This window comes from Brevibacillus laterosporus LMG 15441, assembly GCF_000219535.2.
Classification (GTDB): domain Bacteria; phylum Bacillota; class Bacilli; order Brevibacillales; family Brevibacillaceae; genus Brevibacillus_B; species Brevibacillus_B halotolerans.
In genome coordinates, this window is sequence record NZ_CP007806.1 from 3,029,817 (window position 1) to 3,045,650 (window position 15,834).

The 15,834-nt window shown below is 40.9% G+C and carries 13 protein-coding genes; 3 read left to right on the plus strand and 10 right to left on the minus strand.

Features of this window, described 5'->3' with window-relative positions:
• Positions 1-11: 11 nt before the first annotated feature.
• From BRLA_RS12905 to BRLA_RS12915, 3 genes are all read right to left on the minus strand, one after another.
• The gene (locus BRLA_RS12905) at positions 12-1,571 is read right to left on the minus strand and encodes an o-succinylbenzoate--CoA ligase (protein ID WP_003336201.1); all 1,560 of its coding nucleotides are present in this window, start codon (positions 1,569-1,571) and stop codon (positions 12-14) included.
• Positions 1,572-1,590: 19 nt separating this feature from the next.
• Positions 1,591-2,184: a TetR/AcrR family transcriptional regulator gene (locus tag BRLA_RS12910; protein WP_041752598.1), complete on the minus strand. Its 594-nt coding sequence runs from the start codon at positions 2,182-2,184 to the stop codon at positions 1,591-1,593.
• Positions 2,185-2,868: 684 nt separating this feature from the next.
• On the minus strand, positions 2,869-3,519 hold the full coding sequence (locus tag BRLA_RS12915; protein WP_003336197.1) for an anthranilate synthase component II: 651 nt from the start codon (positions 3,517-3,519) through the stop codon (positions 2,869-2,871).
• Between the two features lie 283 nt (positions 3,520-3,802).
• Between BRLA_RS12915 and pabB the strand changes: the two genes are divergently transcribed.
• A complete protein-coding gene (pabB, locus tag BRLA_RS12920; protein ID WP_238547447.1) occupies positions 3,803-5,344 on the plus strand; it encodes an aminodeoxychorismate synthase component I in 1,542 nt (513 codons plus the stop codon).
• A 215-nt stretch (positions 5,345-5,559) separates the two neighbouring features.
• Here pabB and BRLA_RS12925 read toward each other — a convergent pair whose 3' ends face one another.
• Positions 5,560-6,024 carry a DinB family protein gene (locus BRLA_RS12925; RefSeq protein WP_003336195.1) on the minus strand — a complete coding sequence of 155 codons (465 nt, stop codon included), beginning with the start codon at positions 6,022-6,024 and terminating at the stop codon, positions 5,560-5,562.
• 238 nt (positions 6,025-6,262) lie between these two features.
• Here BRLA_RS12925 and BRLA_RS12930 point away from each other — a divergent pair, with 238 nt between their 5' ends.
• Both BRLA_RS12930 and BRLA_RS25305 read left to right on the plus strand, forming a co-directional pair.
• Positions 6,263-6,814, plus strand: coding sequence for a helix-turn-helix domain-containing protein (locus BRLA_RS12930; RefSeq protein WP_003336194.1), 552 nt, complete (start codon positions 6,263-6,265; stop codon positions 6,812-6,814).
• Between the two features lie 65 nt (positions 6,815-6,879).
• Positions 6,880-6,981 (plus strand): aminopeptidase P family N-terminal domain-containing protein, encoded by a 102-nt coding sequence (locus tag BRLA_RS25305; protein ID WP_119912703.1) that lies wholly within the window; start codon positions 6,880-6,882, stop codon positions 6,979-6,981.
• A 176-nt stretch (positions 6,982-7,157) separates the two neighbouring features.
• On the opposite strand, the gene sucD is transcribed toward BRLA_RS25305, so the two are convergent.
• From sucD to BRLA_RS12960, 6 genes are all read right to left on the minus strand, one after another.
• Complete coding sequence (sucD, locus tag BRLA_RS12935) at positions 7,158-8,060, minus strand: succinate--CoA ligase subunit alpha (protein WP_003336193.1); 903 nt, start codon at positions 8,058-8,060, stop codon at positions 7,158-7,160.
• Positions 8,061-8,080: 20 nt separating this feature from the next.
• Entirely contained in the window at positions 8,081-9,241 is a 1,161-nt protein-coding gene (sucC, locus tag BRLA_RS12940; protein ID WP_003336192.1) for an ADP-forming succinate--CoA ligase subunit beta, read from the minus strand.
• 143 nt (positions 9,242-9,384) lie between these two features.
• Positions 9,385-10,626, minus strand: coding sequence for a 2-oxoglutarate dehydrogenase complex dihydrolipoyllysine-residue succinyltransferase (gene odhB / locus BRLA_RS12945; protein WP_003336191.1), 1,242 nt, complete (start codon positions 10,624-10,626; stop codon positions 9,385-9,387).
• Between the two features lie 5 nt (positions 10,627-10,631).
• On the minus strand, positions 10,632-13,478 hold the full coding sequence (locus BRLA_RS12950) for a 2-oxoglutarate dehydrogenase E1 component (protein WP_003336190.1): 2,847 nt from the start codon (positions 13,476-13,478) through the stop codon (positions 10,632-10,634).
• A gap of 165 nt (positions 13,479-13,643) precedes the next feature.
• Positions 13,644-15,104: a DASS family sodium-coupled anion symporter gene (locus BRLA_RS12955; protein WP_003336189.1), complete on the minus strand. Its 1,461-nt coding sequence runs from the start codon at positions 15,102-15,104 to the stop codon at positions 13,644-13,646.
• Positions 15,105-15,360: 256 nt separating this feature from the next.
• Positions 15,361-15,834, minus strand: a complete 474-nt coding sequence (locus BRLA_RS12960) for a cupin domain-containing protein (RefSeq protein WP_003336187.1) — start codon at positions 15,832-15,834, stop codon at positions 15,361-15,363.

The window sequence follows — 15,834 nt, forward strand, 5'->3', positions numbered from 1 at the left end:
CACCTTCCTTATCAATGATTTGATCCTATCCTTTGCAAAGCAGTTTTATTGATCTTGCCTGTCGCATTTCGAGGCAATTCAGCCAAAAAGACAAAATATTTAGGTATTTTATATTTTGCGATTTTCATTTGACACGCTTGCCGAAGTATTTCCTCTGTAAGCGTAGCACTTTCTTTTATGACTACAAAAGCCTTTGCTACCTCACCCCATTTCTCATCTGCTACACCAACCACAGCCACTTCAGCTACTTCCGGTAATGAGCCAATCGCTTGCTCTACCTCTAAAGGGTAAATATTTTCGCCACCGGATATAATCATTTCCTTGCGACGTCCAGCAATATAGAGGAAGCCTTCTTCATCCCTTCTCGCTAAATCACCTGTATAAAACCAACCATTACGCATTGCCTTTGCCGTCTCGTTGGGTAAATTCCAATACTCCTTCATCACGTGAGGACCTTTTATTGCCAGTTCACCCACTTCCCCATTTGGTACTTCCTGATCATGCTCATCCACTAGCCTAATTTCACAAAATAAGACAGGCTTGCCAATAGAGCCAACCTTATGGCGTGCATCCTCAGCTGAAAGCATACAAACAGTGGGGGATGTCTCGGTTAGACCAAAACCCTGTCCAAAAGGAAGCCCTCGATCCTGATAATACAAAATCAGCTCATGTGGGCAAGGGGCGCCTCCATTATAAAACCAGCGGACGGAGCTCAGGTCTGTAGTGGAAAATAATTGACTTCTTCTAAGTGCATCATGAATAGCCGGAACCCCCATGACGATTGTCACTTGATACTGTTGGATCATTTCTAAGGCTTTGTCTGGATGAAACCTGCCCACAATAACAATGCTTCCTCCTGCAAACAATGTTGGAAAAGCAAACAGTCCAATTCCTCCGATATGAAATAAGGGTAGTAATACAATGGAACGATCACTCGAAGTAATATCTAAAGAGGTCAAATTATGGATCGCATTCCAAAACATATTTTCTTGTGTTAATACTGCTCCTTTGGGGCGTCCTGTGGTGCCAGAGGTATAGCAAATTAGATAGGGGGCTTTAGCATTCATCTTTTCATAAATGAGAGGTTGGCTTGACAACAGATTGATAGCGTTTTCAAAATCAGCTTCAATAGCAGTGGCTACTCGATCTCGTGCTTCTTCACCGGAAACATGTTTCTTGTGATCCATCCAAATAATCTGTATCAAACTCACCTTCGTTTCCAGTTGCTCGATGACAGGCTGAAATTCATGTTGTGTAAACAATACTTTGGTCCCACTATCCTCTAGCTGATAGGTGAGTTCATTTGCGGTCAATCTTATATTCAGCGGAACCGCAATACCGCCCAGCTTAGCAATAGCAAACAATAATAAAACATAGGACAGACTATTTTGTGCTAAAATCCCTACTCGGACTCCAGCATCTACCCCACATTCCTGTTGGAGAAACCGAGCGAACTGATTCACCTTTTGCCCCATTTCCTTATAGGTAAGCTGTTGCTCTTCTGTAATGATGGCTATTCGATTAGGCGTATTCTGTGCTCGCTGGTCGATCCAGTAAGCAATCCCTTGCATAGACATCCTCCTTTCCTAATTACTTGTTCTCAGCTTTTTTCCCCATACCTTGCAGAATAAAACTCATCGCTGTTTCAAATACCTCTACCGGCACCTCTTGATTTTCCCAATAAACCCATCTCATGCCTAAAAACTGTCCAATTGACATCAGACAATAAGCTAGTGTCTCCTTATCTAGTGAGCGAAAAGCCTTCTCCTCCATTGCAGCCGTCAAGCTTTTGATAAAGCCACTCGCCAGCTTATCATAGTACCAGCGATACAACGCCTCATCTACTAACACGGCTTGTTGTACGATCCCATATAGGTTCCGATGTTCTTTTACCCACCGAAAAAATGCTTGGAATCCAAGTCGCAAAGCTTCTTCATGGGAATGAGCTTTTATCACCTCTAGCTTAATTTGGGAACGTAAATCACGGCTTAGTTGTCTAATTAGCTCTTCATAAATTGCTTTTTTGGAAGAAAAGTAATTATAAAAAGTGCCTTGGGCTACTTGGGCCTCTTGGGTAATCATAACGATGGACGCTTCATAATACCCATTTGCCCCAAAGACCTGCTCGGCTGCTGTCAATAACTTTTGTCTGGTTTCTTGCCCTTTTTTTGTCATGTGTGTCATGGCTGTTTGCCCTAGTTCTCGCTCTATTTCTGACACCTGAATCACCTCTCAGTTTTTATTATAATTAATTTTCTGATTTTTTCAATATTTTTATCCTTTAAAAAGGACAGAGTGCAGATTATTCTGACTCACTTCATCCCTTTCCTGCCCGAATTAGCTTATTGGTTTGACCTTATCTACTTCAACGATTTTTTCTTTGATTAAAGCCGCTATTGCCTTATATTGAGCATCTCCATTCTTTACAAAGGAGACTTGGTAGCATATGTCATTTTCTAGCCAAAAATAAGAGATGATATCCGGCTCACTTGACGAGCTCATTTCCTCATCAATTTTATATGGCTCCGTATTGAGTACTTCCCTGCCCTCTATGATTACCGGTGTAACTTTAGCAACGAATTTCTTGCCATCTATCCGCTCGAAAGGAGCATCCCGCTCTTTTTCATATTCGTATACATTTTTTTGTCCTTGATTTGTTTGTAAGAAAACCCTGAAATTCCGTCTGTTTTCTTGTTTATTTGTACTAAATAAAGCTCAGGATATGGGGGAACTCGGAATCGCTCATCTCTTTACATAATTCCCGAGAGCAATATACCAATAAGCTACTAAAATATAAAATCCCCTCCCAAGCGAAAATTAACGCTATCAGGAAGGGAAGTTTTATCATGCAGCCCCATGATGTTCAACTTACATGACTAGACATTTTGGATGGAGGGTTTCATTCTCAAAGTCCTCTAGCTGTGCTTTTTTTGAAGAATGATATTTTCTGGTCAGTTCTGTAAAGTTTTCAACTAATTGCTGGCCAAATTCAGTACAAATTGACTCAGGGTGAAACTGTACTCCCCAAATAGGCCGCTCTTTATGGCGCAATCCCATAATGATACCATCACTTGTCCATGCCGTTTTCTCAAGGCATTCAGGGAGTCTATCCTCAACTATTAGAGAATGATAACGAACCACCTGAAAGCCTTGTGGAATTCCACTAAACAACGCTGAATGATTATGCCATATGTTGCTTAATCTCCCATGCATCGCCTCTGGTGCATGAATGATTTTTGCACCAAATATATGACCAATTCCCTGATGCCCCAGACAGACCCCTAAAATGGGAACTTCAGCTTTAAGCAAAGCGTCTCTACAAATCCCAAAATCCTTTACATTTGCCGGGGTTCCTGGTCCAGGTGAAATGACAATGTTATCAAACGACAGGTTCTGTAATTCCGACCATGTAAATTGATCGTTACGAACGACTGTTGGCAACACTCCACTTGTAGACGCGAAAAGTTGATAAAGATTGAACGTATAGGAATCATAGTTGTCAATTAATAAGGTCTTCACAGTCTTTACTCCTCTCCACTGCAAAAGGGCATCCTCACATTATACTGGGATTATTTTTTCGAAAATGTATGGTTTCAGGAAACATGCTGTATCAATCATACGTGAATTTAGACGATCAATAAATCTTTTTAGGATAAGTAATTCCATCCAGATGCTCTTGATGCGTTTACAAGTCTTTAAGACTCCTCAAAAATAATTTTGCAATTGGTATCAATTTTATGTAACTATCAAAGGGAGGAAATTTCCTACACACAATAATTACGTAATTAACATATACAAGGAGATGTGTATTTTGTCTAACATTCCGCCTCATTCAATTGTCCCTCAGGGAATATCTCACAAAAAGACAGATACATGCCCAACTGTCAAGGTTATCAGCCGAAAAGTAACGATGTATGTAGAACCAGAAAGAGTCTTTCTTCACTTATTCGCAAAAGAAACATATACATACTGGTTAGATAGCAATCATGTAGAATCAAATTTGTCACGTTTTTCATTTATGGGAACGAACGATGGTCCATTAAGCCGGGTTATTTCCTATGAAACAGCGACCAAACAGATCAAAATAAAAGATTCTACGGGCCAAACTGAAGTCACTGAGAGCATTTTTGATTATTTAGACCGCGAATTATATAGCATGCAACAAGAATCTACTGAATTGCCTTTTGATTTTAACGGAGGGTTCGTTGGTTACTTTGGCTATGAATTAAAAGCAGAATGCGGTGCTTCCCTACACCACACCGCAGCAACCCCTGACGCAATGTTTATCTATGCCGATCGACTGCTTGCTTTTGATCATCAGGAAAAGTGTATCTATTTGGTTAGCATTGTACCCATTCATGATCCTGCTTCAGCTGACCTGTGGTTTGAAAGTATGGAACAAAAACTAAAAAACCTTCCCCTACAGCCAGCTTTAGAAATTCCCAATACAGGTGATGTCAAGCAACCGCTTTCCTTTCACTTAAGTCAATCGCACTCACAATATGTAGATAGCATAGAGGCATGCAAGCAATATATTTTAGACGGTGAAACATATGAAATTTGTTTAACGAACCGAATTCATACGCGGGAGAATTTCGATCCAATGTTGACGTACCGAATTCTACGCGAGATTAATCCAGCTCCTTACTCTGCTTTTTTCAAGTTTCACGACCTAAGTATCCTATGTTCATCTCCAGAGAGGTTCTTAAAAATCGATCAAAATCGATTGGTTGAGGCCAAGCCTATAAAAGGCACCATAGCACGCGGCTCTGATTCCGAGGAGGATATGCGTCTTGCAGAACAATTACGCAGCAGTGAGAAGGATCGGGCCGAAAATCTCATGATTGTTGACCTGTTGCGCAATGATTTAGGCCTAGTATGTGAAACGGGAAGCATTCGTGTTCCCAAATTAATGGCTATTGAATCCTATCAAACGGTACACCAAATGGTATCTACAATTCAAGGAACACTCAGACCTGAGCTGTCAGGAATCGATTGCATACGTGCTGCTTTTCCTGGAGGTTCAATGACCGGGGCTCCGAAATTGCGTACAATGACATTCATCGACGAATTGGAAACCAACGCTCGGGGCATCTATTCTGGTGCTATTGGATTTCTAGGGTTAAACGGAACAATTGACCTCAATATTGTCATACGAACCATTGTAATGTCTCCTCAAACAACGACAATAGGTGTAGGAGGCGCCATTGTAAGTCTCTCTGATCCCGAACAGGAATTTGAAGAAATTTTGTTAAAAGGACATGCTTTGATCAAAGCACTAACCATTTCACGTTATGGCAAATTTGACGATCAGCTATGGACGTTACATGAGACGAAGGCCTAAGTACGCATATAACCCAAAGATCAGTACTTAGAACATGAATGATAACGACAGCTCTAATGTATTTACTTTTTTACCATTTAGTTATCAGCTATCTATCATTGTACCTTTTTGATGGCGAGACGGTTGTGAAAATGACAGTAACTCTCCTTCAAAAAGGTCCTCTCGTCTTCTCGCCTCTGACTGTAGACAGTAATAAACCAGAACAATGCTTCCCTCTACTCTAAGTATAACCGTCCTAAAAAGCTTGCAGAGACTGGTTGTTTATGTAGTTCCCTTGCCCAGACAGATAATTGACCAATATGATGAATTTCATGAGCAATAACATGGTGTAAAATCTCTCTTACTGTAAACCTTCCTTGATCCCATGGAACTATTACTATGGTGTTTAGTAAAACATGTACATCTGTCTTCAAAAATCCCTCATGTTCGGTACGACATGTATCAGAGAGGGATTTCACTTTTTCTATGGTAGGATAGTCCCCACATTGCAAAGCAACATCCTGTTCTCCCCGGATAGCCCGAATCCAACTATATTCCACATCAATAATATGTAAAAGCGTATTTAGTATATTGTCTACGCCCCCAACTTGGTTCATCAGTAGCTCTTCTGTAGTCAGTTGCTTGCACCATTCTAACCATTCATCTCTAACCTGCCAATTATACTGAAAAAATGCAAACATGAAAATCACCTCTTCACTAGAATGGAAATACAGATGTATCACGTCACCAAACCCAAACAAACGTTCTTTTATTATAAAATGAATATTCAAACAAAACAAATATAAAATCGTCAATTATCATTACTAACCGAAACAATTTACTGAATTTTCAAAATAAAAAATGGATTATTTTTTTGTATTGCTGTAATATGTTTTTACACTACAAAAATTGCATTTTCTACATTTTAGAGGTGATGATTTGGAGAGTATATATGAGAAAATAAGAAGCATTCGCTTACAAAAGGGATTAACGCTTAAAGATCTGAGCGAAAAGTCAGGTTTCTCGATCAGTTTTTTATCACAAGTAGAGAGAGGCAACAGTTCGCTCGCTATTACCTCCCTTCAAAAAATTGCGGAGAGTTTACAGGTTCCCATTACTTATTTTTTTGAATCTAAAAAAGCTAACAAATATGCCACACACGTTAAAGATCGACATCCGTTTCGAATAGAAGGATCTCCTAGTATCTATACCCGATTAGGTGGAGATTTTCCTGAGAGAACGATGGAGCCCCTGCTAACGATATTGCCTCCCGGTCAAACCCGCCATGTCAGTTTTCACCATGCTGGAGAAGAATTTTACTACGTCCTAGAAGGAACCATGACCATTTGTGTTGACGAAACAGAGTATATCCTCAAAAAAGGCGACACAATCCACTTCCCTTCCACATTAGAACACACTTGGTTCAATCCATCAGATAACGAAGAGACCCATGTCCTATCAGTCCTAACCCCGGTTATTTTTAAAAGCTAACACCCTACAATCATCTAAATCCAGCTTGTCATGTTTATCACAATTCAAGAAAGAATGGTGATCTGATGAAATCAAGAATAGAGCATCTCTACCTCTATATGGAAAAAGAGGCAATCGACGTACTATTGATAACCCTTCCTAAAAATGTTTACTATTTCACCGGCTAGCGCTCAGATGACTCTTCTCTAAACCCAGCCGCGTGATAGAGGTAGGCAAATAAAAGGAGGTTCATTGAATAGATCAATCGTTATTGACGTTAAATAAAAAAAGGATAGAGCATAGCCATTCATCAGCTCGCTCTATCCTTTTACAACCCCTAATCTACTAGCTTAGCTAGATTCGATTAGTGAGTTTTGCACTTGTCATATAGGCCTTTTTCTTTTAATACGGAAATTAATAGCTCACCCATTACTGCAGGAGTCTCTGCTACCTTAATACCGCATTCGTTCATGACACGAATTTTTTCATCGGCTGTTCCTTTACCACCTGAGATGATAGCACCAGCATGTCCCATACGTTTTCCTGGAGGTGCTGTGCGACCACCGATAAAGCCTACTACTGGTTTAGTTGCATGCTCTTTTACCCAAAGAGCCGCTTCCTCTTCAGCTGTACCACCGATCTCACCGATCATAATGATCGCATATGTTTCCGGGTCTTCATTGAAAGCTTTTAGCACATCGATAAAGTTCGTGCCATTTACCGGGTCTCCACCAATTCCGACTGCTGTCGATTGACCGATACCTTCAACAGTTAATTGATGTACCGCTTCATATGTTAAAGTACCAGAACGGGATACGATTCCTACATGGCCTTTTTTATGAATGTAGCCAGGCATAATACCGATTTTGCACTCATCTGGAGTAATAACGCCCGGGCAGTTTGGACCTACTAGGCGAGTTTTCTTGCCTTCCATGTAGCGTTTTACTTTAACCATATCAAGAACTGGGATATGCTCAGTGATGCAAATAACCAAATCTAATTCAGCGTCAACCGCTTCTAGGATCGCATCTGCCGCAAAGCGAGCTGGTACATAAATAACGGATGCTGTTGCACCAGTGCTCTCAACTGCTTCTGACAAGGTGTTGAATACAGGTACGCCTTCTACCTCTGTACCACCTTTACCAGGAGTTACCCCACCTACGATTTTTGTTCCGTATTCCAACATTTGTTTTGTATGGAACAATGCTGTTGAACCTGTAATACCTTGGACGATTACCTTTGTATCTTTATTAATAAATACGCTCACTTATTTTTTCCCCCTAACCATTAACCCACGAGTGATACAATCTTTTGAGCGCCGTCTGCCATTGAATCAGCAGAGGTAATGTTTAAACCAGAGTCTTTTAGGATCTGTTTGCCCAATTCAACATTTGTACCTTCTAGACGAACAACCAATGGCACTTCAAGGCTTAATTGTTTCGCCGCTTCAACTACACCAGTAGCAATAATGTCACACTTCATGATTCCACCAAAGATATTAACGAAGATTCCTTTTACATTTTTATCAGACAAAATGATTTTAAAGGCTTCCGTTACTTTCTCAGCAGTAGCACCGCCCCCTACATCTAGGAAGTTGGCAGGATCTCCACCAAAGTGTTTGATAATATCCATCGTAGCCATTGCTAGACCTGCACCATTTACCATGCAACCGATATTACCATCTAGGGAAATATAGCTTAGATCATATTTGGATGCTTCGATCTCTTTTGGATCTTCTTCTTCCAAATCTCTATAATCCATGATGTCTTTATGGCGGTATAGTGCATTGGAGTCAAAATTCAATTTTGCATCCAATGCCATTACGTTTCCGTCACCTGTGACAACTAATGGATTGATTTCAGCGATAGAGCAATCTTTTTCAACAAAGGCAGTGTATAAAGCAGTCATGAACGCTGCAGCTTTATTGATCAGCTCTGTAGGAATATTGATGTTAAATGCTAGGCGTCTAGCTTGGAATGGTGTTAAACCAACTACCGGATCAATATATTCCTTAAAGATTTTTTCAGGCGTTGCGGCTGCTACCTCTTCGATCTCTGTGCCGCCTTCCTCGGAGCCCATCAAAACCACACGAGAAGTAGCTCTATCTAAAACTAGACCTAAATAATATTCTTTTTTAATATCGCAGCCTTCTTCAATTAAAAGGCGCTTAACTTCTTTACCCTCTGGACCTGTTTGATGAGTGACCAACGTTTTGCCCAGAATTTCGCTTGCGTAAGCTTTTACTTCATCTAGAGACTTCGCTACTTTTACGCCACCAGCTTTACCGCGTCCACCTGCGTGGATTTGAGCTTTTACTACACATACTTTTGTACCTAGTTCTTTTGCTGCTGCTACGGCCTCTTCAACTGTGAATGCTACTTTCCCGTTTGGAACAGTAACCCCATATTGTCGCAGAACCTCTTTTCCTTGATACTCATGAATGTTCATCGATTATCCTCCTGTTACCTGGTAGGAACCATTGTAATTCAACTATCTTGTACAGCTTTTTTATAATAAGGTCCTGCCCCTTCCTCCCACTTGCTTCACCGCGCTTAGGCAAAGAAGAGGCAGACCGTATTCACACCTGGATATTAGCCTTCAAGCAATAGAGACTCTGGATCTTCCAATAGATTTTTCACTGTTACTAAGAAGCCTACTGCTTCCCGACCGTCAACAATTCTGTGATCGTAGGAAAGTGCGATATACATCATCGGTCTGTTCTCCATACGGTCTTGATCAATCGCTACTGGACGAGTCTGGATTGTATGCATCCCCAGAATACCTACCTGTGGAGCATTTAGAATTGGTGTAGACAATAGTGAACCGAATACGCCACCGTTTGTAATCGTAAACGTTCCGCCTTGCAAGTCAGACAGGGCTAGTTTGTTTTCTCTTGCTTTTACAGCTAGATCGCCAATTCCTTTTTCAATTTCAGCAAAGCTCATACGATCTGCATCGCGAACGACTGGAACTACCAAGCCTTCTGGAGCAGACACAGCGATACCGATATCATAGAATTTTTTCATTACGATTTCATCGCCTTGAATCTCAGCGTTTAGAAGTGGGTATTTTTTCAACGCACCAATAACAGCTTTTGTAAAGAAGGACATAAAGCCAAGCTTTACATTATTTTTCTTTTCAAACGCATCTTTACGTTTGTTGCGTAGTGCCATGATCGCTGTCATATCTACTTCATTAAAAGTAGTTAGCATCGCTGCAGTTTGTTGTACCTCTACTAAGCGTTTTGCGATCGTCTGACGGCGGCGAGACATTCTTTGACGCTCAACTGGTTTAGCAGGGTTAACCTCTTCGGCCTGCGGTGCTGCTTTTGGAGCAGAAGCTGCTTGTTTTGGTGTAGCTACTTGCTGACTTGGATCAAAAGTAGAAACATCTTGTTTGCGAACGCGACCTAACGGGTCCATTGTAGCCACTTCATTAAGATCAATGCCACGTTCTCTAGCATGCTTTCTAGCTGCTGGAGAAGCTACTACAGATTGTTTACTTTCTTCTTGAGTAACAGCCGGTTGCACTTTTACTTCTGGCGCAGGTTGTGAAGTTGGCTTTGGTTTGCTTTCCGCTTTTGGTGTTGATGCTGCCCCAGCTTCATCAATAACTGCGATGGTTTCACCCACTTTAACGGTGTCACCCTCTTCTTTTAATACTTGCGTTAACACACCTTCATTTTCAGCGATAATTTCCACGTTTACTTTATCGGTTTCCAATTCAAGTAGGATATCCCCCATGGCTACTGCTTCACCTTGCTGTTTTAGCCATTTACCTACTGTTCCCTCTGAAATGGATTCTGCTAATTCTGGTACTTTTACCTCTGCCATCTCTATCACACCCTTACCAAGTTTCTAGTAACACTCTGTGCAAGAATACGTTGTTGTTCTTTTTTATGAGCAACTGGATCTCCTTCTGACGGACTTGAGCGTCTCATGCGTCCGTTGTAGGATACATTTACTCCTTTTGGTGCTAGTGCTTTTAAACGTGGTTCAACAAAAGTCCATGCTCCCATGTTTCTTGGTTCTTCCTGTGTCCAGACAATTTCACGCAGATTTTTGTATTTACGAATAATCTCGTTGATTTTTTCTGTTGGGAACGGATATAGTTCCTCAACTCGAACAATTTGCAACCAATCAAATTTTCCGACGTCCGCTACCTGATCGGACAAATCAACAGCCATTCTTCCTGTGCAGAATACTAGGCGCTCTACGGCTTCAGCTTTTTGTCCCAAACCTTGCTGCTCGATAACCGTTTTAAACTCCCCGTTGGTAAATTCATCAATAGCTGATCCCGCAGAAGGATTACGTAGCAAGCTCTTCGGTGACATAATCACCAATGGTCTTACTTCGTCTTTGTTTAACATGGCAGCCTGTCTTCTTAAGATATGGAAATACTGAGCAGAAGAAGAAAGATTAGCTACTGTCCAGTTGTTTTCCGCTGAAAGCTGTAAGAAACGTTCCAGTCTCGCACTGGAGTGTTCTGGTCCCTGACCTTCATATCCATGTGGAAGTAGCATCACAAGACCTGATTTCTGACCCCATTTTGCACGACCTGCTGAAATATATTGGTCAAATATTACTTGTGCCGTATTGGCGAAATCCCCGAACTGTGCTTCCCACATGACAAGCGTTTCAGGAGCAAAAACATTATAACCATATTCGAATCCGAGTACGGCGTATTCAGACAATGGACTGTTGCGCACCTCAAAAGAAGCTTTTGCTCCTGGCAATCTGTGCAATGGAGAATACGTTTCACCCGTCTTAGAATCATGCAGTACTAGGTTGCGGTGAGAGAACGTACCACGCTCAGAATCTTGACCGCTTAAACGGATAGGTGTTCCGTCTTCTAATATAGTGGAGAATGCCAGAACTTCTGCATGTGCCCAATCAATCTTCGAGTTATCTGCGAAGACCTGCTGACGACGGGATAAGATTTTTTCTAGTTTATCAAAGACATGGAAACCTTCAGGCCATTTTAATAAATCCGCGTTAATCTCTGTCAGCTTTTTCAAATCAACAGAAGTTTTAACCTTTGGATAACCAATTTTGACCGCATCTGGTAGATCGGGAATCAAGCCAGAGTCATCATGTGCTTTGTTTACTTTCTCATAAGCTTTTACAAATGCTTGTTTAACCGTTTCTTCGATCGCTTCAATTTGCTCTTTTGACAGCTCGTTTCTTTCGGTTAAACGATCTTTGTAAATTTGAGTAATCGTTGGATGTTTACGAACCACGATGTAGGTCATTGGATTTGTCGCCATTGGTTCATCCATTTCGTTATGGCCAAGACGTCTATAACCTATTAGGTCAATTAGTACATCTTTATAAAATTTACTACGATATTGGAAGGCTAATTTTGCGGCGGCAATGCATGCTTCAGGATCATCTGCATTCACATGAATAATGGGAATCCCGTATCCTTTGGCAAGATCGCTCGCATATCTGGTGGATCTGGAATCTTCACTTTCCGTGGTGAAACCAACACGGTTGTTAGCGATGATGTGTACGGTTCCTCCTGTTTTATAGCCTTTGATACCGGAGTAGTTCAGCGTCTCTGCAACTACACCTTGACCTGGGAAGGCAGCGTCACCGTGAACAAGAATAGACATCGCTTTGTATTCATCCTGTTTTGGATAGCCCGCTTGAGAGCGATCATCCTGAGCTGCTCTTGTGTAGCCCTGTACGATAGAACCTGACACTTCCAAGTGACTTGGATTGTGCGCCATCGTGATGCGTGTGGTTTTATCGCCATTCTTAATCTCTTTAACTGCTCCAAAGTGATACTTAACATCACCTGTCCAGCCGACATGAGCTTCTTGGGCCTTGTCCAGCTTTTCTTTTGGTGAATGCTGGAATTGACTAAAAATATCTTCGTAAGGTTTACCCAGCACGTGAGTTAGTACGTTTAAACGACCACGATGTGCCATTGAGATGGTTACATCGCTTGTTCCCGCTTGAACGGAGTGCTCCACGAGCTCATCAATGACAGGTACTAGGACATCCAAACCTTCTACGGAGAAGCGTTTGGCCCCTACAAACTGCTTGTGTAGAAACTTTTCAAAACCTTCTACCTCATTCAATCTTTTTAAAAGATCAGTCTTTTTCTGCAAAGAGAGTTCCTTAGTTACTTCGCCAGACTCAATCATACTTTGAATCCAAGCTTTTTCTTCTGCCTCATCCACATGTTGAATTTCAAAGGCAATATTGCTAGTGTACGTTCCTTTCAAATACTGGATCGCTTCCCAGCCATTAGCGAAACGTTCCGGCTGATGCTTGCAAATGAATTCAGCTGGAATATCTCGAAGATCAGCCTCGGTCAAACCATATTGATCCAGATTTAACAAATCCGCTTGTGGAGCTTGAGCTTCCAAAGGATACAGATTAGCACCTAAGTGTCCAAACCCACGGATAGTATCTGCCAACTGAAGAGCAGCAACGAATTTCTTCATTTTTGCAAATGGTAGCGTTCTTGGTGCGGAGCTTTCAGGTGTCATTTCCTGACCATGAAGATCATTTTCTGGAAGGACCGGCGATCCCCAATTATCAAACAATTTTCGTAAGTCTGCAGGTACTTCTTCCGGATTTTCCATATAGATCTCATACTGCTCAAACACATAACCAAGATTCGGTCCATAAAATTCTGCCCAAGGGCTAGCTGGCAGTTTGTTATTCATACTCATTTGTAACCCTCCTACAGTCTTGTTGTGATCATGACCTGCACGAAATTGAGGTTTGTTGATCTCCTTTTATTTCAATTAAACTCCCAATTGGATGAAAATACCTAATCGAAGCGGTTTCAAATAGAAGGAGATCAATCCCATTAAACAATTTAAACCTTTTGCGTTCTAAAGTAAACCCATCCACTGCCAATAAGTCATACTAAATGCAATTATGAGAATAAAGCCCGCTATTGTAAGAGGTACACCCGACTTCACAAAGTCGCTGGTCGTAAAGGAACCTGTACCGTAAGCAAGCATATTTTGCGGTGCACTTACTGGTAAAAGGAAGCCAAAACTAATGACAAATTGCTGGATTAAGACCATACCAGGCTTGTTAAACGTAGGCTCCATTGCGGTTACCAATGCAATAACAATTGGAATAAACGCAGATGCCAAGCTTGTTGCACTAGCAAACCCGAGGTGAATCAAAATGTTAAATAATGTTAATATGATAATAACAGTAATTACTGGCATAGCAGTTAAACCCATTGATTCAAACAATCCTTTGGAAATCCACTGAGCTCCCTCTGTTTTTAATAAGAGGTTCCCTAGAGACATTCCGACCGCAAATACAATTAGCGTTCCCCATCCTACTTTTTGCTCTACCTGCTTCCAAGTATACACCCCAATGACAGGGCATAAAAGGATGGCAACAGCCGCAAGTGTAATTGTAGTGGAATCCAATGCATGCAAGACTCCCTCAGTAGACCAAAGGAACAATAGAAGCAAGGAAACTATCATTAAACGCCATTCTTTTGGGGTTAGCTTCCCTAGCTCAGCCAATTGTTTTTTGATTAATTCTCTGCCGTTTGGTATTTCACTAAGCTCTGGTTTGATTAATTTTGTCATCACAAAATATAGAATGACAGACATGATAACAGCCCATGGTGCTGCATAAATGAACCATTCTCCCCAGGAAATATGGTAATTGAAAGCGGTTTCCATGAATCCCAAGGCAACCATATTCTGCGCTGCAGCCGTTTTAATCCCAATGTTCCATATGGAAATGGATTGGACGGTTGTAATCATCAGCAAGGCAGAAAGACGGCTATTCTTTTCTAGACCAAAAGCAGCTACCATTCCCATTAGGATTGGAATAATAGCACCTGCTCTAGCTGTTGCACTAGGTACAAACAAAGCAAGTACAATGCTTACAAGAATGGTTCCGAGTACGATATTGTTTGATTTGGACCCTACTTTTGATAGTACCAATAGAGCAATGCGCTTATGCAATCCGGTAATTTCCATCGCTACAGCAAGGAACAATGCACCGGCCACTAACGCAACTGCTGAATTACTAAAACCTCCCAGCGCCATAGTAAGCGCTTTCTTTGTTGTGTACACGACATTTGGGTCTTCAACTGTTGGCGAAAATCCGATTAAAACAGCAATAAGCCCAACGATTAAAGCCGCACTAACCGGATATGTAACCGCTTCCGTAACCCATAAAATAACAGCGAATGCAAGGATTGCTAGTGTTCTTTGACCAGCAAGTGGTAAGCTTTCTGGTGTTGGGAGTAACAGAATAATAACCAGTACAGCTAGTGCGATGCTTAACGAGATGATATTCTTTCGACTAAAGCTCACTATAATACCCCCCCTTGTCTAGTTATAGTGTAACCAAGTTGTTACACTATAAATTATAACGAATAAAAGAATAGACAGGATGGTTTTATAATTTACTTTATTGTTTTATTATTTACTAAATTTAATTATATATGAATTATACGGTATTTCCATACCTGTAAATAAATAAAAGGCCGTCGAATTTACTCGACAACCTAATTATCAACTCAAATTTATTTTTGTAATGTTATTAATGTTTATTTCACACATTTTCGATTTATTTTTGAGTTGCCCAATCTGCTGGATAAGTTACATACATAAAGCGAGCAAACTCAGGCACAGAGAATTGGATTTTGGTTCCTTTTGGAATTAAAATGATTTCTCCGGCTTTTGCACTAACTTTGCGACCATCAATGATGATTTCCAAGTACCCTTCTATTACATAATCAATTTCATCATAATTAAGGGTCCAATCAAAGGTTGTCTCTTTCATTTCCATAATTCCACAACCTAAGCGTGGGCTTTCTTCTAATGAAAATAGATCCTTGCAATATACGATATCTTCTTTATTGCCAGTATCCAAACGGTCTGTTTCTGCTACACGTACAACTTGCAAAGGTATAGAGGTAACACCACTACTATCCCGATGTTTTGGGAATTCTTCAGGAGCTGATGCTGTGCTAGCTCCTACTTTTTCAGTAATGATTTTACGGACAATTTCTTCAATGGCTTTAATATCTAAGTTTTCCAT